The sequence below is a fragment of the Rhizobium leguminosarum bv. trifolii WSM2297 genome (assembly GCF_000271845.1).
The window spans coordinates 2,854,415-2,875,799 of record NZ_JH719395.1; the positions used below are offsets into that span (position 1 = coordinate 2,854,415).

At 62.0% G+C, this 21,385-nt stretch carries 21 protein-coding genes, 1 other RNA gene and 1 pseudogene; 17 read left to right on the plus strand and 6 right to left on the minus strand.

The annotated features are described in order from the left end of the window. Nucleotides 1-8: 8 nt before the first annotated feature. The 3 genes and pseudogenes from RLEG4DRAFT_RS29110 to RLEG4DRAFT_RS29120 all read left to right on the plus strand — a co-directional run bounded on the left by RLEG4DRAFT_RS29110 (nucleotide 9) and on the right by RLEG4DRAFT_RS29120 (nucleotide 3,155). Nucleotides 9-344 carry an ArsR/SmtB family transcription factor gene (locus tag RLEG4DRAFT_RS29110; RefSeq protein WP_003582151.1) on the plus strand — a complete coding sequence of 112 codons (336 nt, stop codon included), beginning with the start codon at nucleotides 9-11 and terminating at the stop codon, nucleotides 342-344. A gap of 145 nt (nucleotides 345-489) precedes the next feature. Further along, a pseudogene (locus tag RLEG4DRAFT_RS29115) lies at nucleotides 490-1,462 on the plus strand (NAD-dependent epimerase/dehydratase family protein). Nucleotides 1,463-1,667: 205 nt separating this feature from the next. Next, on the plus strand, nucleotides 1,668-3,155 hold the full coding sequence (locus RLEG4DRAFT_RS29120; RefSeq protein ID WP_003582152.1) for an esterase-like activity of phytase family protein: 1,488 nt from the start codon (nucleotides 1,668-1,670) through the stop codon (nucleotides 3,153-3,155). 77 nt (nucleotides 3,156-3,232) lie between these two features. Here RLEG4DRAFT_RS29120 and ssrS read toward each other — a convergent pair. The 3 genes from ssrS to RLEG4DRAFT_RS29130 form a co-directional block, all read right to left on the minus strand. Then, a non-coding RNA gene (ssrS, locus tag RLEG4DRAFT_RS39420) (6S RNA) lies at nucleotides 3,233-3,391 on the minus strand. Between the two features lie 69 nt (nucleotides 3,392-3,460). Further along, nucleotides 3,461-3,838 carry a cell division protein ZapA gene (locus RLEG4DRAFT_RS29125; protein ID WP_003582153.1) on the minus strand — a complete coding sequence of 126 codons (378 nt, stop codon included), beginning with the start codon at nucleotides 3,836-3,838 and terminating at the stop codon, nucleotides 3,461-3,463. A gap of 129 nt (nucleotides 3,839-3,967) precedes the next feature. Next, on the minus strand, nucleotides 3,968-4,243 hold the full coding sequence (locus tag RLEG4DRAFT_RS29130) for a DUF4164 domain-containing protein (RefSeq protein ID WP_037094330.1): 276 nt from the start codon (nucleotides 4,241-4,243) through the stop codon (nucleotides 3,968-3,970). 333 nt (nucleotides 4,244-4,576) lie between these two features. Between RLEG4DRAFT_RS29130 and tkt the strand changes: the two genes are divergently transcribed. From tkt to RLEG4DRAFT_RS29170, 8 genes are all read left to right on the plus strand, one after another. Continuing rightward, nucleotides 4,577-6,550 (plus strand): transketolase, encoded by a 1,974-nt coding sequence (gene tkt / locus RLEG4DRAFT_RS29135; RefSeq protein WP_003582155.1) that lies wholly within the window; start codon nucleotides 4,577-4,579, stop codon nucleotides 6,548-6,550. Between the two features lie 81 nt (nucleotides 6,551-6,631). Then, the gene (gap, locus tag RLEG4DRAFT_RS29140) at nucleotides 6,632-7,642 is read left to right on the plus strand and encodes a type I glyceraldehyde-3-phosphate dehydrogenase (RefSeq protein ID WP_003582156.1); all 1,011 of its coding nucleotides are present in this window, start codon (nucleotides 6,632-6,634) and stop codon (nucleotides 7,640-7,642) included. Between the two features lie 228 nt (nucleotides 7,643-7,870). Further along, entirely contained in the window at nucleotides 7,871-8,185 is a 315-nt protein-coding gene (locus tag RLEG4DRAFT_RS29145; protein WP_003582158.1) for a hypothetical protein, read from the plus strand. A gap of 161 nt (nucleotides 8,186-8,346) precedes the next feature. Beyond that, on the plus strand, nucleotides 8,347-8,526 hold the full coding sequence (locus RLEG4DRAFT_RS29150; RefSeq protein WP_003582160.1) for a hypothetical protein: 180 nt from the start codon (nucleotides 8,347-8,349) through the stop codon (nucleotides 8,524-8,526). Between the two features lie 298 nt (nucleotides 8,527-8,824). Continuing rightward, nucleotides 8,825-10,699: a potassium/proton antiporter gene (locus RLEG4DRAFT_RS29155; RefSeq protein ID WP_003582162.1), complete on the plus strand. Its 1,875-nt coding sequence runs from the start codon at nucleotides 8,825-8,827 to the stop codon at nucleotides 10,697-10,699. A gap of 69 nt (nucleotides 10,700-10,768) precedes the next feature. After that, nucleotides 10,769-11,971 carry a phosphoglycerate kinase gene (locus tag RLEG4DRAFT_RS29160; protein WP_003582164.1) on the plus strand — a complete coding sequence of 401 codons (1,203 nt, stop codon included), beginning with the start codon at nucleotides 10,769-10,771 and terminating at the stop codon, nucleotides 11,969-11,971. Nucleotides 11,972-12,284: 313 nt separating this feature from the next. After that, the gene (locus RLEG4DRAFT_RS29165) at nucleotides 12,285-13,310 is read left to right on the plus strand and encodes a class I fructose-bisphosphate aldolase (protein WP_003582166.1); all 1,026 of its coding nucleotides are present in this window, start codon (nucleotides 12,285-12,287) and stop codon (nucleotides 13,308-13,310) included. Nucleotides 13,311-13,681: 371 nt separating this feature from the next. Next, the gene (locus RLEG4DRAFT_RS29170; protein WP_003582168.1) at nucleotides 13,682-14,611 is read left to right on the plus strand and encodes a PhzF family phenazine biosynthesis protein; all 930 of its coding nucleotides are present in this window, start codon (nucleotides 13,682-13,684) and stop codon (nucleotides 14,609-14,611) included. Nucleotides 14,612-14,651: 40 nt separating this feature from the next. On the opposite strand, the gene RLEG4DRAFT_RS41035 is transcribed toward RLEG4DRAFT_RS29170, so the two are convergent. Then, nucleotides 14,652-14,816 (minus strand): hypothetical protein, encoded by a 165-nt coding sequence (locus RLEG4DRAFT_RS41035; protein ID WP_003582170.1) that lies wholly within the window; start codon nucleotides 14,814-14,816, stop codon nucleotides 14,652-14,654. 174 nt (nucleotides 14,817-14,990) lie between these two features. Here RLEG4DRAFT_RS41035 and RLEG4DRAFT_RS29175 point away from each other — a divergent pair, with 174 nt between their 5' ends. Then, nucleotides 14,991-16,289 (plus strand): MFS transporter, encoded by a 1,299-nt coding sequence (locus RLEG4DRAFT_RS29175; RefSeq protein WP_003582171.1) that lies wholly within the window; start codon nucleotides 14,991-14,993, stop codon nucleotides 16,287-16,289. Between the two features lie 67 nt (nucleotides 16,290-16,356). Then, entirely contained in the window at nucleotides 16,357-16,548 is a 192-nt protein-coding gene (locus RLEG4DRAFT_RS29180) for a DUF1192 domain-containing protein (protein ID WP_003582172.1), read from the plus strand. A gap of 91 nt (nucleotides 16,549-16,639) precedes the next feature. On the opposite strand, the gene RLEG4DRAFT_RS40490 is transcribed toward RLEG4DRAFT_RS29180, so the two are convergent. After that, nucleotides 16,640-16,924: a hypothetical protein gene (locus tag RLEG4DRAFT_RS40490; RefSeq protein WP_125869666.1), complete on the minus strand. Its 285-nt coding sequence runs from the start codon at nucleotides 16,922-16,924 to the stop codon at nucleotides 16,640-16,642. A 14-nt stretch (nucleotides 16,925-16,938) separates the two neighbouring features. Here RLEG4DRAFT_RS40490 and RLEG4DRAFT_RS29185 point away from each other — a divergent pair, with 14 nt between their 5' ends. Further along, nucleotides 16,939-17,454: a DUF1465 family protein gene (locus tag RLEG4DRAFT_RS29185; RefSeq protein WP_003542804.1), complete on the plus strand. Its 516-nt coding sequence runs from the start codon at nucleotides 16,939-16,941 to the stop codon at nucleotides 17,452-17,454. 139 nt (nucleotides 17,455-17,593) lie between these two features. Here RLEG4DRAFT_RS29185 and rpmE read toward each other — a convergent pair whose 3' ends face one another. Continuing rightward, nucleotides 17,594-17,815: a 50S ribosomal protein L31 gene (rpmE, locus tag RLEG4DRAFT_RS29190; RefSeq protein WP_003566413.1), complete on the minus strand. Its 222-nt coding sequence runs from the start codon at nucleotides 17,813-17,815 to the stop codon at nucleotides 17,594-17,596. 193 nt (nucleotides 17,816-18,008) lie between these two features. Here rpmE and RLEG4DRAFT_RS29195 point away from each other — a divergent pair, with 193 nt between their 5' ends. The 3 genes from RLEG4DRAFT_RS29195 to RLEG4DRAFT_RS29205 all read left to right on the plus strand — a co-directional run bounded on the left by RLEG4DRAFT_RS29195 (nucleotide 18,009) and on the right by RLEG4DRAFT_RS29205 (nucleotide 21,292). Next, the gene (locus RLEG4DRAFT_RS29195; protein WP_003582173.1) at nucleotides 18,009-19,811 is read left to right on the plus strand and encodes an ABC transporter transmembrane domain-containing protein; all 1,803 of its coding nucleotides are present in this window, start codon (nucleotides 18,009-18,011) and stop codon (nucleotides 19,809-19,811) included. A 144-nt stretch (nucleotides 19,812-19,955) separates the two neighbouring features. Further along, a complete protein-coding gene (locus RLEG4DRAFT_RS29200; protein WP_003582174.1) occupies nucleotides 19,956-20,948 on the plus strand; it encodes a Bug family tripartite tricarboxylate transporter substrate binding protein in 993 nt (330 codons plus the stop codon). A gap of 155 nt (nucleotides 20,949-21,103) precedes the next feature. After that, the gene (locus RLEG4DRAFT_RS29205; protein ID WP_003566419.1) at nucleotides 21,104-21,292 is read left to right on the plus strand and encodes a YegP family protein; all 189 of its coding nucleotides are present in this window, start codon (nucleotides 21,104-21,106) and stop codon (nucleotides 21,290-21,292) included. Nucleotides 21,293-21,385: the final 93 nt, after the last annotated feature.

Here is a 21,385-nt window from a genome sequence, read left to right on the forward strand (position 1 = left end):
AACATAACATGTCAAGCGAATCGGCCGACGACCCAGTTTTCAAGGCGCTGGCGCATCATCGCCGCCGCGAAATCCTCGACCTGCTCAAGGATGCCCCCCGCACCACAGGGGCGCTTTGCGAAATGTTTCCGCAGATGGACCGCTGCACGGTGATGCAGCATCTGAAGGTGCTCGAAGAAGCCGATCTGGTCATCGCCAGGAAGGAGGGCCGCGAACGCTGGAACCACCTGAACAGCTTGCCGATCAAACACATCCATGACCGCTGGATCAGCGCCTATGCCGGGCACGCCCTATCGATCCTCGACAGGCTGAGAAGCGATCTCGAAGGCCCGCCGGAACAATGATCGGGCTGGCGTCTCGCCTCGCAACTGCCGTCACGACCACCGACTAAGCCTGCAGCTTTCCTGCACCCCTGTGCATAATTTATGCGTTGCCGGGAAATCCCGGCCTTTATAGCCTCCGGCGCCGAAACACTCAGCAGGCGGGGCGATGACGATACTGGTGACGGGAAGCGCCGGCCACCTCGGCGAGGCGCTGATGCGTAGCCTGAGAGCGCAAGACCGGTCGGCGCGCGGCATCGATATCAAGCCGTCGGCTTTCACCGACATGGTCGGTTCGATCGGCGATCGCGCTTTCCTCAGGCAGGCGATGTCGGGCATCGACCGCGTCGTCCATGCCGCGACGCTGCATAAGCCGCATGTGGCGACCCACGGCAATCGCGATTTCCTCGACACCAATATCGGCGGCACGCTGAGTCTGCTCGAAGAGGCGGTCGCCGCGGCCGTTGCAAGCTTCGTCTTCACCAGCACCACCAGCGCCTTCGGTGCCGCGTTGACGCCGGCCGCCGGCCAGCCGGCCGCATGGATCACCGAGGAGGTGCTGCCGGTCGCAAGGAACATCTACGGCTCGCCGCCGAAGGCCTGTGCGAACTCTTCGCCCGCAAATCCCTCCTGCCGGTCGTCATTCTCAGGACCGCGCGTTTCTTCGCCGGGCGCGACGACGATCCTGATCTTCGCAACGTCTATTCGGCGGAAAACGCTGAGGCCAACGAGTTGCTTCATCGCCGCGCCGATATCGCCGATGTGGTCGGCGCCCATCTGCTGGCGCTGGAAAAGGCCCCGGCGATCGGTTCGGCCGCTACATCATCTCGGCCACGACGCCGTTTTCGTCGGACGATCTCGCAGAGATCAGGCGCGATGCGCCTGCCGCCGTCGAGCGGCTGTTTCCAGGCGCGAGCGCCCTCTATGCAGAGCACGGCTGGAAAATGTTCCCGACCCTCGACCGCGTCTACGTCAACCAACGCGCAAGGCGCGAACTCGGCTGGCAGCCGCGATATGATTTCCGTTTCGTGCTCGATTGCCTGCGCGACAACAGGGAATGGCGAAGCCCGCTGGCGCTCGACGTCGGCTCCAAGGGTTACCACGATGAGGTCTTCGCCGAAGGACCTTATCCGGTCGATTAGGCAACGGCCTGAATTGCAGCTTCGGAAGCGTCATCCAGTTATCATGATCCCGTCATAGACCGTCTGGCGGGGATATGGGGCGACGAAATCCAGGGCGTGTCTGCCATCGGGAAATCGAATCCAAGGCCGGGGTGTCATTTGAAGCGGTGTCCGGCCTGAAGGCGGGCAGCCGTTGCAGGAACGCTTTTGACCGAGAGGGTATTTCATGAAGAACGTCAGATCACATGCATCGCGGCTGTTCGCCGCGGTTCTCGCGGCATCCGCCGCCATTCCGGCCGCCGCAAGTGCCGAAAACTCCGCCGCTGTCGGCGGCCTCACCTTCGTCAACAAGGGCTTGGTCGGCATCGGCCGCATCCCGGCCAACCAGCGTGACAAATTCGGCGAGACCTTCGGTTCCGGCTCCGGCATGGCGATCGGTTCCGCCGCCTGGAGCCGCGACGGCGCCAGCTACAAGGGTACGCTCTATTTGCTGCCCGACCGCGGCTATAACGCCGTCGGCACCGTCGACTATCGGCCGCGCCTGAATACCATCGCGATCGGCCTGACGCCGACCGCTCCGGGTGCGGCACCCGAGGCCGGCAAGGAACAGTCCGGCGTCGACGCAAAGCTGGTCGAATCCACACTCTTTGTCGACGACAAGGGTGGCGACATGACCGGTCTCGATCCGGAATCCGGCGTGCGTGCCGCTACCGGCGACTTCCCGCCACTGCCGCAAGCGGTGAACGGCAAGATCGCGCTCGACGATGAGGCCATCATCCGCATGGCCGACGGTTCCATGTTCGTCAGCGACGAATATGGCCCCTATATCTATCGCTTCGCCGCCGACGGCCACCTGCGTTCGGCTACCCAGCCGCCGAAGGCGCTGTTGCCGATGCGCAAGGGCGCGCTGAGCTTCGCCTCCAACAATCCCGGCCCCGGCGCATCCGCTCCGGATCCGAAGGATCCGGAGACCGGGCGCCAGAACAACCAGGGCCTCGAAGGCATGGCGATGACGCCGGACGGCAAGTTCATCATATCGGTGCTGCAATCGGCCGCCCGCCAGGATGGCGGCGATTCCAGCTCGACCCGCCAGAACACCCGCGCCATGATCTATGACGCCGCCGATCCTGATCACCTGAAACTGGTGCACGAATACGTCGTGCCGCTGCCGGTCTTCAAGGACGCCAAGGACAAGACGGTGATCGCGGCAGAGAGCGAAATCGTCGCCCTTTCCGACAAGACCTTCCTGATGCTTGCCCGCGACAGCGGCAACGGTCAGAGCCTGAAGGGCGATACCTCGCTCTACCGCAAGATCAACATCGTCGATCTCTCCGGTGCGACCGATATTGCCGGCAGCGATTTCGACGCCGGCAAGCCGATCGCACCGAAGGGCGTCGTCGATCCCTCGCTGACACCGGCGACGCTGACACCGTTCATCGACATCAACGACAAGGCCGACCTTGCCCGCTTCGGCCTGCATAACGGCGCACCGAACGATAAGAACAATCTGTCGGAAAAATGGGAAGCCATGGGTCTTGCGAGCGTTCTCGACCCGAACCTGCCGGACGACTATTTCCTGTTCGTCGCCAATGACAACGACTTCCTGACCCAGGATGGTTTCCAGGTAGGCGCAGCCTACAAGGCGGACGGCGGCGCCGATGTCGACACCATGTTCCAGGTCTTCCAGGTCACGCTTCCGGGCTTGAAGAAGTAACCGACGGGCGGAAAGAGGGCGGACGCGCAAGCCGCGTTCGCCCGCGTGACCGGCGTCTTCGACGCAAAAAGGGAAAGGTGCGATCCACGACCACCGGTGGATGTTTACGATCCTGGGTGCCTACAAACGTAGGTGGGCGCCGTGTGTCCAGGCCCACGGGCCTGGCCAGGGACAGCTCCCTTTGGATCGAGTATGGCCCCAGGGATTGTGGTTCCTGTCGAGAGGCGCAGACCGCATCGCGATATATAAGGTCGTTTGCGCCGGCGCGCCAGTGGCGGCGGCAAGTCGTCCTTATTTAATTGAGATCAGTTAAGTTCAGGCCCGGGCCGGCCGTTCAGTTTGTCGGTGATGCCGCGAATGCGGGTTGAAACTTCACTCAGCGCCGCCGCCAGATTTTCTTCGGTGCGGGCGGTGGCCGCAAGCACCGTGTCGCGGTTGCCGCGCAAGGACTCGAGTTCGGATTCCAGCCCGGCGACGCGGCGCGTCAGCTCGGCAATTTCGTCCATGATCATGATACCGGCCATCACCGTGATCCTGAGATCGCCGATTTCACCGAACTGCCCCTTGAGATGGCCGACATAGCGGTCGAAACGGGTGGCAAGATCGGTCAGGTGATCCTCCTGCCCTTCCTCGCAGGCCATGCGATAGGCCTTGCCATCGATCGTTACCGTCACCTGCGCCATATCAAACTCTCTTTATGAGAGCATGATGCCGAAAAGTGTTAGCGGTTTTCGGACGACATCATGCTCTAACTCTTTAAATTAGAACAAGGTTTCTGATTTTGGGCCAACCTGGCCTAAAATCATCCTGTTCTAGCGATCCAGAACCGCGCGGATCGTTTCCATGGCCGTCACCAGCCGCCGCGATACCTCGCGGTTGACTTCCTCCAGCCGGTTGGCCCGGAATTCCGCCTGGTCGAGCTCCTGCGCCAGCCGGGAGCGGTCGGCGTGCACGCGCCGCACCTCGCCCTCGATCTCGCCCTGCTCACGCTCCCGCTCGACGCGCATGTCGACGGCGTTTTCGAGGCTCGAAATCGCCTGTCTCAATTCGTTGAGCGCTGCTTCCATGGTTTTGCCTGTGGGCATCATGCTTTCCCGAGTCCCGCGCAGGATCCGCGAATCGGCACGCCGCGCCGATCCTGCGATTTCAAAAGGATATGCAGCTCGCCGACGGCCCGTCAATAAATCCTGTCACTTGCCCACCGGCCTATCTTGTGGATGAGCGTTTTAGATATCCTCGTCACACAAGATTTGTCTTTTGTACAATCGCACGATCAAATGTCAAAAATCGCGGCGGCCCGCCCGGATTTGGCGTCCCATTTATTGACTTGCCAGCGCCAACTGCTATGTGTCTGCCGCTTTCACTCGATGGTCTTGGAGGCTCGAGGCCATCCCCCGACACCCGGAACTTGCGGAAAAGCCATGACCTCTCCCGAACAACATGACCGGATGGCGAATGCGATCCGTTTTCTCGCCATGGACGCCGTTGAAAAGGCGAACTCCGGTCACCCGGGCATGCCGATGGGCATGGCCGACGTGGCGACGGTCCTGTTCACCAAATATCTGAAGTTTGATCCGAAGAAGCCGCACTGGCCGAACCGCGATCGCTTCGTGCTCTCGGCCGGCCATGGCTCGATGCTGCTCTATTCACTGCTCTATTTGACCGGTTATCCCGATATGACGGTCGAAGATCTGAAGCAGTTCCGTCAGCTCGGTTCGAAAACCGCCGGCCATCCGGAATATGGTCACGCCACCGGCATCGAGACGACCACCGGTCCGCTCGGCCAGGGCATTGCCAATTCCGTCGGCATGGCGATTGCCGAACGCAAGCTGCGTGAGGAGTTCGGCTCCGATCTTCAGGATCACTATACCTATGCGATCTGCGGCGACGGCTGCCTGATGGAGGGCATCAGCCATGAAGCCATCGCCCTCGCCGGCCACCTGAAGCTGAACAAGCTCATCCTGTTCTGGGACAACAACTCGATCACCATCGACGGCGCCGTGTCTCTCTCGGACTCGACCGATCAGCTCGCCCGCTTCAAGGCCGTTCACTGGAACACGATCGAACTCGACGGTCACGATCAGGCTGCCATTGCCGCCGCGATCGAAGCCGCTCACAAGTCCGACCGCCCGACCTTCATCGCCTGCAAGACGATCATCGGCTTCGGCGCCCCGAACAAGCAGGGCACCCACAAGGTCCATGGCAACCCGCTCGGCGCCGAGGAAATCGCCGCCACCCGCAAGGCGCTGAACTGGGAATATGAACCATTCGTCGTCCCGTCGGACGTCTTGGACAGCTGGCGCGCAGCCGGCGCCCGCTCCGTCGATCTTGTCAAGGCATGGGAAGATGGCCTCGCCAACGCCCCCGCCAAGGCTGAGTTCAGCCGCCGCATGGCAGGCGAACTGCCGGAAGGTTTCGACGCCGCGATCAGCGCCTATAAAAAGAAGCTCGCCGAGACCAAGCCGACTGTTGCTACCCGCAAGGCTTCGGAAGACGCGCTTGAGGTCATCAACGGCTTCCTGCCGGAAACGCTCGGGGGCTCCGCCGACCTGACGCCGTCGAACAACACCAAGACCAGCCAGATGCACTCGATCACGCCGACGGATTTCGCCGGTCGGTACATGCATTGGGGCATCCGCGAGCACGGCATGGCCTCTGCCATGAACGGCATCGCGCTGCATGGCGGCCTGATTCCCTATAGCGGCGGCTTCCTGATCTTCTCGGATTATTGCCGCCCGCCGATCCGCCTCGCTTCGCTGATGGGCATCCGCGTCATCCACGTCCTGACGCACGACTCGATCGGCGTCGGCGAAGACGGCCCGACGCACCAGCCGGTCGAACAGCTCGCCGGCCTGCGCGCCATCCCGAACCTGATGGTCTTCCGCCCGGCCGACGCCACGGAAACGGCAGAATGCTGGCAGATCGCCGTCAAGACGCACAACCGTCCGTCTGGCCTTGCCTTGACGCGCCAGAACCTCACGGCAGTCCGCACCGAATACAGCGAAAAGAACCGCTGCGAACAGGGTGCTTATCCGCTGGCCGGCAATGCCGACGCCAAGGTGACGATCTTCGCCTCCGGCTCGGAAGTCGAAATCGCCGTTGCCGCCCGCGCAACCCTGGAAGCCAAGGGTGTGACGGTGCGCGTCGTATCGGTTCCCTGCACGGAACTGTTCTTCGAGCAGCCGGACGCCTACCGCAAGGAAATCCTTGGCAACTCGCCGGTCAAGATCGCCGTCGAAGCCGCCGTCCGCGAAGGCTGGGATGCTTTCATTGGACCGGAAGGCACTTTCATCGGCATGAAGGGCTTCGGCGCTTCCGGTCCGGTGAAGGACGTTTACAAGCATTTCGGCATCACCGCCGACGCCGTCGTTGCGGCCGCGGAAGCAAAGCTTTAATGAGGGCGCCTTGAGGCGCTCTCCATCTCCTCAATTCCAGGCCCGCTCTATCGGGCTCTATTCTATCGGGAGTGAATGAACATGACAGTCAAGGTTGCCATCAACGGTTTCGGCCGCATCGGCCGCAACATCCTCCGCGCTATCGTTGAATCCGGCCGCACCGACATCGAAGTCGTCGCCATCAACGATCTCGGTCCAGTCGAGACCAACGCCCACCTGCTGCGCTACGACTCGATCCACGGCCGTTTCCCGGCAACCGTAAAGGTCGAGGGTGACACGATCATCGTCGGCAACGGCAAGCCGATCAAGGTCACGGCGATCAAGGATCCGGCAACGCTGCCGCACCGCGAGCTCGGCGTCGACATCGCGATGGAATGCACCGGCATCTTCACCGCACGCGACAAGGCAGCCGCTCACCTGACGGCCGGCGCCAAGCGCGTCATCGTTTCGGCGCCTGCAGACGGTGCCGACCTCACTGTCGTCTTCGGCGTCAACCACGACCAGCTCACCAAGGAGCATATGGTCATTTCCAACGCCTCCTGCACCACCAACTGCCTGGTGCCGGTCGTGAAGGTGCTCGACGACGCCGTCGGCATCGACCATGGCTTCATGACGACCATCCACTCCTACACCGGCGACCAGCCGACGCTCGACACGATGCACAAGGACCTGTATCGCGCCCGCGCCGCCGCCCTTTCGATGATCCCAACCTCGACGGGTGCCGCCAAGGCCGTCGGCCTCGTTCTGCCGCACCTGAAGGGCAAGCTCGACGGTACCTCGATCCGCGTTCCGACCCCGAACGTATCGGTCGTCGACTTCAAGTTCGTCGCCAAGAAGGCGACCAGCGTCGGCGAAATCAACGAAGCCGTCCAGGCTGCTGCGAACGGCAAGCTGAAGGGGATCCTCGGCTACACCGACGAGCCGCTCGTCTCCCGCGACTTCAACCACGACAGCCACTCCTCGATCTTCGCAACCGATCAGACCAAGGTCATGGAAGGCAACTTCGTGCGCGTCCTGTCCTGGTACGACAACGAGTGGGGCTTCTCCAGCCGCATGTCCGATACGGCCGTCGCTTTCGCCAAGCTCATCTAAGAGCCCGACGATCGACTATCGCAAGCGGCCCGGGAAACCGGGCCGTTTTGTTATCCGCGCTCATGCCGCATCATTTCCCATTTCCAGCACCGGATCTGGTAGGATAGGCGGCCTTGGGCATTCGACGTGCACAGACCCCTGAGTACCGGCTCGGTTCCGAAGCCGGTCACGGCGTCATCGATAACCCCTGCAGCCGCATCGTCGTCTGGGGGAGATAAAGAGAGATGGATGGATTACTTTACCGTAGAAATCGACGGCCGCGCCGTTGCCAGCTTTCGCTCCGAAAATCACGAGGATGCGACGCATTTCTTCGAGGCGGAAGACTTCCGCGACGACCTGACCATCCTGGAGTCCGAGGGCAAGCCCCTATGGGACCGCAAGGCCGCGCTCAGCCTGCGCAAGGCGACCGCCGAAGAAGCAAGCGAAGTCGAGCATGCCTATGAATTCGACGACGACCCCGAAAGAACCATCGAGGACGAGTTCGTCGTTTTCCTCGTGCCGGTCGCGGATCTGACCGACGAGGGCGAGGACACCGAAGACTGACGCCGGCTTCGAAAGCCACACCGAAGGACGGCTTCGGTGTGGCGTCGCCGCTCGCAGGCAAGGTTGGATGACGGGGTTGGCAATCCGCTGACCAAGCGTGATAGTTTGAGGATATGCGCAACGCTGCAGAATGGCTGGAACGATCCAAATGGAGGCGATAAATGGCAGAGGCACAAAAACGCTTGTCCCACTCCACCCTCAAGCGGCGGCAGCGGTTTCACCCAAAGCGGGACGTCAGACCGGCCGTGCTGGCAAAGGCTAATCGTCTGGTCATCTCGGTTACCGCCCTCATCGGTCTCGCGTTTCTCGCCATCATCATAGTTCAGGCAGTGCTGGGATAGCAAAGCAGCGGCGGACCGGCAGGAAAAATCCGTGCCTGTCTCTTTTGCCCTGCTCCCGCCTGATTTTCCTATACATTCTTTATAGAGATTTTCTCCCGTAGCATTCCAAGTCGGCTGGTCCTCCGGCAGCCGTTCAGCATCATGATGCAGCATCGCGACGAGGTTAAGCCGCAAGGCCTACCCTTCTCTGACATTTTGCCGTTTACTGATGGACTGCCGCGCGTGAGGGAGGGCTTGGATGACGCGGATCGGCCCGAGGTGGCTGGTTTCGTGAAGCAGTCGATGGAAAGGGGTGGGCATGGAAGCGTTCTACATCGTGGTGCTGGTCTCGACGGCGCTCGTGCTTCTTGCCGCTTTTTCAAGCCTGCTCGCCTTCCGGTTCGGCGCCCCGCTGCTGCTGCTTTTCCTGATGATCGGCCTTGCCGCCGGCGTCGATGGCCTCGGCATCGAGTTCAGCAACAATTATCTCGCCTATATTCTCGGCTCCATCGCCCTCGCCGTCATCCTGTTTGATTCCGGCTTCGGCACGCCGATGCAGGCCTTCCGGCTGGCGGCCGTGCCCTCGCTGGCGCTCGCCTCGGTCGGCGTGCTGATCACCGCCTCGCTCTTTGCCGTCGCCGCCATGTGGCTTTTGAATTTCACCTGGCTGGAAGGCATGCTGCTCGGCTCGATCGTCGCCTCGACCGATGCCGCCGCCGTCTTCTTCCTGCTGCGCATCGGCGGCATCAACATCCGCGACAAGGTGCGCTCGACGCTGGAAGTCGAATCCGGCACCAACGACCCGATGGCGATCTTCCTCACCATCGCCCTCGTCGAGGTGCTGGCAAGCGGCGAGCGGTATTCCGGCATCAATATCGGCATGCTCGCCATGTTCGTCCAGCAGATGGGCCTCGGCGTCATTCTCGGCCTGCTCGGCGGCATGATGATCGTGCTGATCGTCAGCAAGCTCGACACCGATCGCGGCCTGACGCCGATCTTCGTGCTGGCGCTTGCCCTCCTTGTCTTCTCCTTTACGGGTGCTGTCGGCGGCAGCGGCTTCCTCGCCGTCTATGTCGCCGGCATTTACGCCGGAAACCGCAAGATGCAGGCGATCGGCACCATCAAACGGTTCCAGGACGGCATGACCTGGCTGGCGCAGATCATCATGTTCCTGGTGCTCGGCCTGCTTGCCACGCCGTCGCAGTTCCCTGTGATCATCGTGCCGGCGATTCTGCTTGCCCTCTTCCTGATCTTCGTCGCCCGGCCGTTGGCGATCTGGCTGTCGCTGCTCCCCTTCGATTACACGCAGCAGGAGATCGGCTTCGTTGCCTGGGTCGGCCTGCGCGGCGCCGTCTCCATCCTGCTTGCCATCATGCCGATCCTCGGCGGCCTGGAAAACGGCCAGATCTATTTCAACACGGCCTTCATTATCGTGCTGGTCTCCCTGCTCATACAGGGCTGGACGATCAAGCCGGTCGCCAAGAAGCTCGGCCTGATCATTCCGCCGCGCATCGGCGCCGTCGACAAGGTCGAGGTCGACCTGCCGGGTGCAGCACACCACGAACTGCTCTCGTACCGCGTCATCAAGGACAGTCCGGTACTGCGCGGCGAGCGCATACCGCGCTGGGCAACCCCTTCGCTGGTCATCCGCGACGGCAAGTCGATGCGCTACCAATATGCCGGCCGGCTGCGCGAGAACGATCTCGTCTATCTCTTCATTGTGCCGAGTTATTCCCGCCTGCTCGACCGGCTCTTCGCCAGCCGTGCGCCGGTGGATGAGGACGATGCCGAATTCTTCGGCGCCTTCGCGCTCTCGCCTGCCCGCCCCGCGGCCGATCTCGACGCCGCCTATGGTCCCGGCCTGCTCAACGAATCCGAAAAGGGCCTGACGATCGCCGAATTGATGCGGCAGCGCCTCGGCGGCAAAGCCGATTATGCCGACCGCGTCCGCCTCGGCTCAATCATCCTCATCGTCCGCGATCTCGACGAGCACGATCATGTCAGCTCCGTCGGCATGTCGCTCGAAGCCGTCGAACCGGCGATCACGCTGCCGATCTTCATCAATCTCAAGGACATTATCCAGCGCATCCGCGACCGGCTGAAGGGGCGCCGGAGCCGAGAGGCAGCCGCCTCCGAAGGCGCTCCGAAAGCAGCAGCCGGACGCGACGAAGGCACACACGAAAACGGTCGCTGAACGCCTTGCGTCTCGAATGATCCTTGCTATGGTCGGCGCAATTTCCGCCAACCAAGACTGGATCTCCCCATGCCTTCCTTCAAGACCCTCGACGATCTCTCCGACATCCGCGGCAAGCGCGTTCTCGTCCGCGTCGATCTCAACGTCCCGGTCAAGGACGGCAAGGTCACCGATACGACGCGCATCGAGCGTGTGGCGCCGACGATCCTCGAACTGTCCGAAAAGGGCGCCAAGGTGATCCTGCTGGCCCATTTCGGCCGGCCGAAGGACGGCCCTTCGCCGGATCTGTCGCTGTCGCTGATCGCCCCTTCCGTCGAGGAAGTATTGGATCATGCCGTGTCGACGGCCTCCGACTGCATCGGCGAGGCCGCCGCCTCCGCCGTCGCGACGATGAATGACGGCGATATCCTGCTTCTGGAAAACACCCGCTTCCACAAGGGCGAGGAAAAGAACGACCCCGACTTCACCAAGGCGCTTGCCGCCAACGGCGACATCTATGTCAATGACGCCTTCTCCGCCGCCCACCGCGCCCACGCCTCCACGGAAGGCCTTGCCCACCACCTGCCGGCCTATGCCGGCCGCACCATGCAGGCCGAGCTGGAGGCGCTGGAAAAGGGTCTGGGTGATCCCGCCCGCCCGGTCGTCGCGATCGTCGGCGGCGCCAAGGTCTCGACCAAGATCGACCTGCTGATGAATCTGGTGAAGAAGGTCGATGCGCTCGTCATCGGCGGCGGCATGGCCAATACCTTCATCGCCGCCCGCGGCACCAATGTCGGCAAGTCGCTCTGCGAGCATGATCTCGCCGAAACCGCCAAGCAGATCATGATCGAGGCAGCGACCGCCGGCTGCGCCATCATCCTGCCGGAAGACGGCGTGATTGCCCGCGAGTTCAAGGCGGGTGCCGCCAACGAGACGGTCGATATCGACTCTATTCCCGCCGATGCCATGGTGCTCGACGTCGGCCCGAAATCCGTCCAAGCCATCAGCGCCTGGATCGAGCGCGCTTCGACCCTCGTCTGGAACGGCCCGCTCGGCGCCTTCGAGATCGAGCCCTTCGATGCCGCAACCGTCGCCGCCGCGCAATACGCCGCCGAGCGCACCTCGGCCGGCAAGCTCACCTCGGTTGCCGGTGGCGGCGACACCGTCTCGGCGCTGAACCATGCCGGCGTTGCCGACGACTTCACCTATGTTTCCACAGCCGGCGGCGCCTTCCTCGAATGGATGGAAGGTAAGGAGCTTCCCGGCGTCGCCGTCCTGAACGCCGCTCGCTAACTGCCTGTGTGCATCGACCCGACAATCAGGCCGGTGCGTCCGTTTGAAATGTTTCAGTGTCCTTCGCGCCTCAAAAAGGCGTGCCACGCTGAAAGCCCGATTCGACAGGTTTTACATGTGGATAGACCGCGGCGGCGAAGAGCCTACCGCGGTCTTTTGCTCACGCACTGCAAAAAATCCCATTTTTTCAAACGATTGAAGTGATTTCAATCGTTTCAGTGACTTAGCCTTCCATTTTCCTCCCTATAAACTTCTGTTATCGCCGTCCTATATTCTTAAACCGCCGATGTTTAATGCTGTGGAGAGAACGAGAATGAGCGAACGACTGGAAGACATTGCAGTGCAGATGGTTGCGGGCGGCCGGGGACTGCTTGCGGCAGATGAATCGACCTCCACCATCAAGAAGCGTTTCGACACGATCAACCTGGAATCGACCGAAACCAGCCGCCGCGATTATCGCGAGATGCTCTTCCGCTCCGACGAGGCGATGAAGAAATATATCTCCGGCGTCATCCTCTATGAAGAAACACTCTTCCAGAAGGCCGCTGACGGCACGCCCTTCGTCGACATCATCCGCGCTGCCGGTTCTATTCCCGGCATCAAGGTCGATACCGGCGCCAAGCCGATGGTGAAATTCCCCGGTGAAACCATCACCGAAGGCCTCGATGGCCTTGGCGAACGCCTTGCCCGCTATTATGAAGCAGGCGCCCGTTTCGCCAAGTGGCGCGGCGTCATCGCCATCTCCTCGACGCTGCCGACCCGCGGCTCGGTCCGCGCCAACGCTCAGGCACTTGCCCGTTATGCCGCACTCTGCCAGGATGCCAAGATCGTTCCGATCGTCGAGCCGGAATGCCTGATGGACGGCAAGCCGGGCGACCACACGATCGACCGCTGCGCCGAAGTCACCGAATCCACGCTGCGCATCGTTTTTGAGGAACTGGCCGACGCCCGCGTCAGCCTCGAGGGCATGATCCTGAAGCCGAACATGGTCATCGACGGCAAGAACGCCCGTAAGGCCTCGGTCGCCGAAGTTGCCGAACGCACCGTGCAGGTGCTGAAGCGCACGGTTCCCTCTGCGGTTCCGGGCATCGCCTTCCTCTCCGGCGGCCAGTCGACCGAAGAGGCGAGCGCGCATCTTTCCGCCATCAATGCCACGACCGACCTGCCCTGGTTCGTCACTTTCTCCTATGGCCGCGCCCTGCAGGACAGCGCGCTCAAGGCCTGGAACGGCAAGCCTGAGAACGTCGCCGCCGGCCAGCGCGAATTCACCCACCGCGCCGAGATGAACAGCCTCGCCGCCAAGGGCAGCTGGAAAAAGGACCTGGAAAAGGCCGCCTGATTTTTGCGCTTGAGATTGGGCGGGGGCGGCACCCGCAACGGTGCGGCCCCTGCCCCACCCTCTCTCCTCCCTCATTCCTGTGCTCGTCACAGGAATCCAGCGCGCCCAAGTCCTTGGGCGCGAAAGACTCTTCCCCTGAGATATTGGCCCCTGGGACATTGGTTCATTCACGGCTCAGACGCGCCGTAGCTGGATTCCTGTGACGGGCACAGGAATGAGGGCCGTCCTACCTATCCGACGAATCGCCAGCAAGGTTTCGTAAGAAATCAGCTCGACGCAAGACATCCCCTCATTGTCACGGCGACAAGAAACCGCTTCGTCCAGTCAAAAAGCCTGATTATTCATAGCGGCCCACTGCAACAGGAGCCGCCATGGACACCCTTTCCTACGTCACCGTCGATGTCTTCACCTCCACCCGCTTCGAGGGCAACCCGCTTGCCGTCATCTCCGATGCGCGAGGGCTGAGCGATGCCGCGATGCAGAGGATCGCCACCGAATTCAACTACTCCGAAGTCACCTTCATCCTGCCGCCGGAAAATCCAGAAAATTCCGCCCGGGTGCGCATCTTCACGCCGACGATGGAAATACCCTTCGCCGGCCATCCGAATGTCGGCACCGCTTATGTGCTCGGCCAGCAGGCGGAGATCTTCGGCCAGCCGGTCGGCGAGACGCTGCGCTTCGAGGAGGAAGCTGGCCTCGTCGAGGTCAGCCTGAAACGCAGCGGCGGAAAAGTCGCGGCCGCCGCCATCCGCGCGCCGCAGCCGCTGGCGATCGGCGATGCCATTGCCGAGGAAACCATCGCCCGCTGCATTGGGCTCGGACCCGGCGCCATCGTCAAATCCAGCCACGCCCCGGTCTTTGCCTCGGTCGGCCTGAATTTCGCCATTGCCGAATTGAGCGGCCTTGAAGCGCTGGCCGCCGCCCGCCCGACCCTTGCCGGCTTCCAGGCGGCCGCCGGCCGGCAGACGACGAGCGGCCACGACTTCTCGCTCTTCGTCTATGTCAGGACACCCGAAGATCCCTGGAAGGTCCGCGCCCGCATGTTCGCGCCGCTCGACAACGTGCCCGAAGACCCGGCAACCGGCAGCGCCTCGGCCGCGCTCGGCGCCTATCTCGTCTCGCTTGCGCCCGACACCGACATGAACGTCCGCATCACCATCGAACAGGGCGTCGAAATTGGCCGCCGCAGCATGATCGCCCTCGATGTCGTGAAATCGGGCGGCATCGTCACCGATGTCGTCATCTCGGGAAGCTGCGTTTCCGTCATGCGCGGAGAAATCATCTGCAAGGCTGACGATTAAAGGTCAGACCGTAAGCCCAGAGGCACCGGAAAACTGAGCATCACATCAGGAAATCGCGCGATAGCAGCGCCAATGCCCAGACCGCGAAAGCGATCAGCGCGATCTTCCAGAAATCCATCCGCCGCTTGAGGCCGGGAAGCCCGAGCGGCTTGATCACCTGTATCGCCATGGCAAGGATCAGCAGCAAGGCTATCAGCTTTGTCATGCTTTATTTTTTCCATTTTTCGGATTGTCACAGGACGGACATTTTTCCGCGCGAACAAGAGGATCTCGACACGCCGTAAAGAAATTCCGGGGCACAATCAATCATCTTGAGGCTGGGCCGACCGAGGTCGTGCCTTATGTCCATTGCAAATCGCTTAAGACCGAGTCTGGGGAAATGAAGAGAAATCTGCTGTCCGTCGCCGCGCTGCTATTTGGCACGCTCTTCCTTTTCATGGGCAATGGTCTGCAGGGCATCCTGCTTCCCGTGCGCGGCAATCTCGAAGGCTACGCCACGACGACGCTCGGCCTGCTCGGTACGTCATGGGCGGGGGGCTTCGTCATCGGCTGCCTGGTGGCGCCGAAACTGGTGCGCCGCGTCGGCCATGTCAGAGCCTTCTCCGGCTTCATCTCGATCATCGCCATCATCGCGCTGGTCAGCGGCATCATCATCCATCCGGTCTGGTGGGTGGTCCTGCGCGCCGTCACCGGCTTCTCCACCGCCGGCACCTCGATGATCATCGAAAGCTGGCTGAACGAGCGCGCCAGCAACGAGAGCCGCGGCGCGATCTTCTCGCTCTATATCGGCATCACCCTGCTCGGTGTCGTCGGCGGCCAGATGATGATCCCGCTCGAGGATGTGCGCACGCCGGTGCTGTTCATGATCTGCGGCATTTTCTATTGCATCGCCATGCTGCCGACGACGCTTTCGACCGCTGCTTCGCCGCAGCCGCTGAAGGCGGTGCGCCTCGACCTGCCGGCGCTTTACCGCAATTCGCCGGTTTCCTGCCTCGGCATCCTGCTTGTCGGCATCGCCAACGGTGCCTATGGCACGCTCGGCGCCGTCTTCGGCGCCGGCGCCGGTCTCTCCGACACCAGCATCGCTATCATGATGAGCTCCACCATCTTCGCCGGCGCGGTGATGCAGCTGCCGGCCGGCCGGCTTTCCGATCGCATCGACCGGCGTTATGTGCTCGCGGCCATGTCGGCGATCGCCGCCGTTGCCGGCTTGCTGATCTTTTTGCTCCACCCGACGTCGCCCGCCCTGCTGATCGGGCTCGTTGTGCTTTACGGCGCGGTGGCCAATACGCTCTATCCGATCGCCGTCGCCCACGCGAACGACTTCGCGGCGTCGGAAGACTTCGTCAAGGTCTCGGGCGGCCTGCTGCTGCTCTACGGCATCGGCACGGTGATCGGCCCGACGATCGGCGGCCCCGTGATGTCGGTCATCACCCCGCATGCGCTTTTCCTCGTCACTGCCATCGCCCACGTGCTGATCACCGTTTACGCCATCGTCAGGAGCCGCATCCGCGCCGCCGTCCCGGCCAGCGACCGCGACGCCTATACGACGATCCCGACCGGCACTTCGCCGATGCTGACGCCGCAAAGCATGTCGCTGGCTGATCGCGGCGCCGGCAAACCTGCTGAAACCGCGAAGTCTCCCGAAAGCGTCGATCCTGCTGTAAAGTTCGGCTAGCAGTTCCGACAAAAGCGCCGGGCGTTTTCCGGGGAATTGCTTCAGGCAGCAAACGGAGGAACGAACGATGAGCTTTATCGATGATGACCGGCCGCAAAAGAAGACCGCCCACGAAATCGGTGCCGATCTCTCCATGCTTTCGGTGGACGAGCTGAAGGCGCGGGTGGAATTGCTGAAGACGGAGATCGCCCGTCTCGAAGCCGAGGCCGCCCGCAAGGCCTCTGGGCGGCAGGCGGCGGAAAGTTTCTTCCGCTCGTGATCCGATAGACCCCGAAAAACAAGGCTATAGGCGGGAAAAATGAACCCGCCCCAAGTCTTACTTCGGCACAATGTTAATAAAATATTAAGCTTTATAAGATATTACTGTACTCATCCAGATTTTCTCTGGATTTCAGACAGTTTTCCAAGCGGTGAATTGGTCTGATTTTTCTCCCTGTTTTACCTTGAGAGCCGCTTTTGCGGCTCTTCTTTTTCCTATGCCCGGCGCCTTTCCACGAAACTGTGGAGATTAACCCTTTCTTAAGAAACGGCTTGCGCATTTGGGCTAATGATACCATCTTAAAGTCATAAAGACCGGCCCAGGAAACTTTTCCGTCTGTGCCGGCGTTACCTGAATTATAAGTAGCTGCGTGCAACAGGGACTCTTGCGATGTCGGAAGTTGGATTGAACACGATCAGTTTTGCGGGCCGCGCCGCTGCATCCTCGCAGTTCAAGGCACTTTATGCGGAAGGCATGTCGCTGGTCGAAGAGACCGCCGCCTATCTCGATGGCCAGGGCCGCGCCGCTTCCAAGGTTCTGCCGCGGATGGCTTCGGTTCTCTACGCCGCAGAATCGATGCGTCTCACCACTCGCCTGATGCAGATGGCCTCCTGGCTGCTGCTGCAGCGCGCCGTCAACAATGGCGAAATGTCCCGCGACCAGGTGCTGGCCGAGAAGAACAAGGTTCGCCTCGACGGCTTCAACGTCGACCGCGCCGCGCCCGGCTGGGGCGACCTGCCGGAATCCTTCCGCGACCTCGTCGAACGCTCTCTGCGTCTGCAGAACCGCATCGCTTTGCTCGACCGCGAGATCTACCGCCCGTCCGAAGCCGTGATCGTTCATGATAATCAGAACAGCGTCCAGGCGCAGCTTTCCCTGCTGCAGACCGCCTTCGGCAACAACTGACCAGATCTGCGAATTCGATACAAACCGGCTGCGTCTTGCGCGGCCGGTTTTTTCTTTGCCTGAAAAAGCCGGCTTCCCCAACACGCAAAAAAGCCCGGCAAAAACCGGGCTCTTTTCGAATTCCGTCGAGCAGAAGCGATTAGAGGCCGAGGCCGCCGAAACGCTTGTTGAACTTGGAGACGCGGCCGCCGCGGTCCATCAGCTGCTGGTTGCCGCCGGTCCAGGCCGGGTGCGACTTGGAATCGATTTCGAGGTTCATGACGGCGCCTTCCGAACCCCAGGTCGAGCGGGTTTCGTATTCGGTGCCATCGGTCATGACCACCTTGATCATGTGATAGTCGGGATGGATGCCTGCCTTCATAACAATCTTCCTGCGATACCGGAGTTCAATTTGCCGCATGCAGTTGCGGCCACCGAACCGATTGAATAAATGAAGCCGCAGTCGTGATGGCTACGGCTTCCCATTAGGATGGCGTGCCTATACATGAAGGGCGCCTAGATAACAAGAGCCAACAGGCCGCATTGCGCGGGTCCTGAGGGTGATCGGAGACGATTTGGCAGAGCAGGCACGGGCTGAGGAAAACAAAAGGCGGTCGCTAGGGCCGCTCGGCAGGCTGACGCCCTACGTCATGCGTTATCGCGGCCTGGTGGCCGGTGCGCTGACGTCGCTGGCGCTTGCCGCCATCACCTCGCTGGCGCTGCCGCTCGCCGTGCGTCGCATGATCGACCACGGCTTCACCCAGTCCGACGGCCGCTTCATCAACAGCTACTTCGCCATGCTGATGATCATGGCTGTCGTTCTCGCGGTCGCAAGCGCACTGCGCTATTATTTTGTCATCACCATCGGCGAGCGCATTGTCGCCGATCTCCGCCGCGATGTCTTTTCTCATGTGACGCGACTGTCGCCCTCCTTCTTCGACGTCAACCAGTCCGGCGAGATCGTCTCGCGCCTGACTGCCGATACGACACAGATCAAATCCGCGGTCGGCGCCACCGCCTCGGTGGCGCTCAGAAACCTCATCCTCTGTATCGGCGCGATGGGCATGATGATCGTCACCTCGCCGAAGCTTTCGAGCCTGGTCATCGGGGCGATCCCGCTGATCGTCTTCCCGCTCGTCGCCTTCGGCCGCTCGGTGCGCAAGCGCTCCCGCGCCGCCCAGGATACGCTTGCCGATGCCTCCGCCTTCGCCAACGAGACGATCGCCGCGGCACGTACCGTACAGGCCTTCAACGGCGAGGATGCCGCAGCGACACGCTACGGCACCGCCGTCGAATCCGCCTATGAAGCGGCCCGCGCCGCCATCCGCTCGCGCGCGCTGCTGACCGGGATCGCGATTACGCTGATCTTCGGCAGCGTCGTCGCCGTGCTCTGGGTCGGCGCCCACAGCGTTCTCGCGGGCACGCTTTCGGCCGGCACGCTCGGCCAGTTCCTGCTCTATGCCGTCATATCAGCCGGTTCGCTGGGCGCCTTGTCGGAAGTCTGGGGTGAACTTTCGCAGGCAGCCGGTGCCGCCGACCGGCTGACCGAGCTTCTCGACGAGGTCTCGCCGATTGCAGCCCCCGCCCATCCGCAGGCTCTTCCGTCGCCCAGCCTTGGCCGCGTCGAATTTTCCGACGTGCATTTTGCCTATCCCTCGCGACCCGGCAAATCGGCGCTGCATGGCTTGAGCTTCACCATTACGCCGGGCGAGACCGTTGCCATCGTCGGCCCTTCCGGCGCCGGCAAGAGCACCGTCTTCTCGCTGCTGTTACGTTTCTACGATCCGCAGCAGGGCAGCGTGAAGATCGACGATGTCGACGCGCAGCTGACGACGCCCGACGAGCTGCGCCAGCGCATTGCCATCGTGCCACAGGACGTCACCATCTTTGCCGCCTCGATCCATGACAACATCGCCTTCGGCCGTCCCGGCGCCTCCCGCGACGAGGTCCGCGCCGCAGCCCTTGCCGCCCAGGCCGATGAATTCATCACGCGGCTGGATCAGGGGTATGAGACCGAGGTCGGCGAACGCGGCATTACCCTCTCCGGCGGCCAGCGCCAGCGCATAGCCATTGCGCGTGCCATCCTGAAAAACGCGCCCGTGCTGCTGCTCGACGAGGCAACCTCCGCGCTTGACGCCGAAAGCGAGACGCTGGTGCAGAAGGCGCTCGACGGCCTGGTGGATGGCCGTACGACGCTCGTCATCGCCCATCGGCTGGCGACCGTGTTGAAGGCCGACCGTATCCTCGTCATGGATCAGGGGCGCGTCGTCGAGGAGGGCACCCATCAGAGCCTGATCCGCCACGGCGGCATCTATGCACGGCTGGCACGGCTGCAGTTCGACGCCGCCAATGAAGATGTGCTCGCCGCCGCGAAATAGGCGGGCATGCGCTTCTCCGCCGATAGCGACTAAAGTCTGACCTCTCACACGCCTGCCCGCGGTTGTCATTCGCGTCTCCTGCCCTACCCTCTTCATGCCCCGGGGTGGGGATATTGCTGTTGAGATTCTTGGGAGGAGATAGGAATGGCGCCTTTCGATATGACGCGACGTGCGGGCCTTGCGCTCGGGTTCGGTGTGCTTGCGGCCTTTGCATCAGGCGCGTCTGCCGCGGCTGCGGATTTTCCCGACCGGGCGATCACCATGGTCGTGCCCTTCGCGGCCGGCGGCTCGACCGATGTGGTTGCCCGCATCATTGCCCAGAAGATGTCCGAGGATCTCGGCCAGCAGGTGATCGTCCAGAACGTCGCCGGCGCCGGCGGCAATCTCGGCGCCGGTAACGTCGCCCGCGCAGAACCCGACGGCTACACCATTCTGATGGGCACCGTCGCGACCCACGCGCTCAATCCCTTGATCCTCAAATCGACCCCCTATGATCCCGAGAAGGATTTCGCGCCGGTCTCGCTGCTTGTCGTCGTGCCGAACGTGCTGGTCGTCAATCCGGAATTGCCGGCAAAGACCGTGCAGGAGCTGATCGCGCTGCTGAAGGCCGAGCCTGACAAATACAGCTATGCCTCGTCGGGCAACGGCACGCCGCTGCATCTGTCCGGCGAACTGTTCAAGTCCATGGCCGGCGTCAGCATGCAGCATATTCCCTATAAGGGCGCCGGCCCGGCCTTGAATGACGTCATCGGCAACCAGGTGCCGATCATGTTCGACAACCTGCCCTCGTCATCGGGCCATATCAAGGCCGGCACTTTGCGGGCGCTGGCCGTGACCACGGCCAAACGCGCACCCTCCTTCCCCGATGTGCCGACGGTCGCCGAGTCAGGCATACCGGGTTACGAGACCTATACCTGGAATGCGCTTTTCGCCCCGGCTAAGACGCCGAACGAGGCCGTGATGCGTCTCAACGCCTCGGCCAACAAGGCGCTTAAAGACCCCGCCGTTGCCGAACGGATGAAAGAATTCAGCGCCACCATCGTCGGCTCGACTCCTGATGAACTCGCTGCCCATGTCAAGGCCGAGCTCGCCAAATGGGGTCCGGTGGTCAAGGGCGCGAACATCCAGATGGAATGACGTCGGCGGCGTAGACGCCTCCGGTTGCGCCGGATGGAAACGGTGACAATTGGACGCTAAGCAGCCAATTCTAATTAAGGCAGTGGAAAAGCTCGCCATTTTGATCTAGCCTCCCTGACGCTGATGGTTGCAATTCAGCGTTTCGGGAGACATCCATGTATAAATTCGAAGTTTATAAGGATAAGGCCGGCGAGTTCCGCTTCCGCTTCAAGGCATCGAACGGGGAAACCATGTTCCTTTCCGAAGGCTACAAGGCGAAGGCGTCCGCCATGAGTGCCATCGAATCGATCAAGAAGAACACGCCCAGCGCCGACGTCGTCGACCAGACGAAGGCCGAGGCCTGAGCAGAAGCAGCGGCGGCGTGAAACGCCGCCCTGCCCGCCCCTGAGCGCCGCCGGTGCCCTTGAGCCCGGCGCACTTGTTTGCGACCTTCGCGT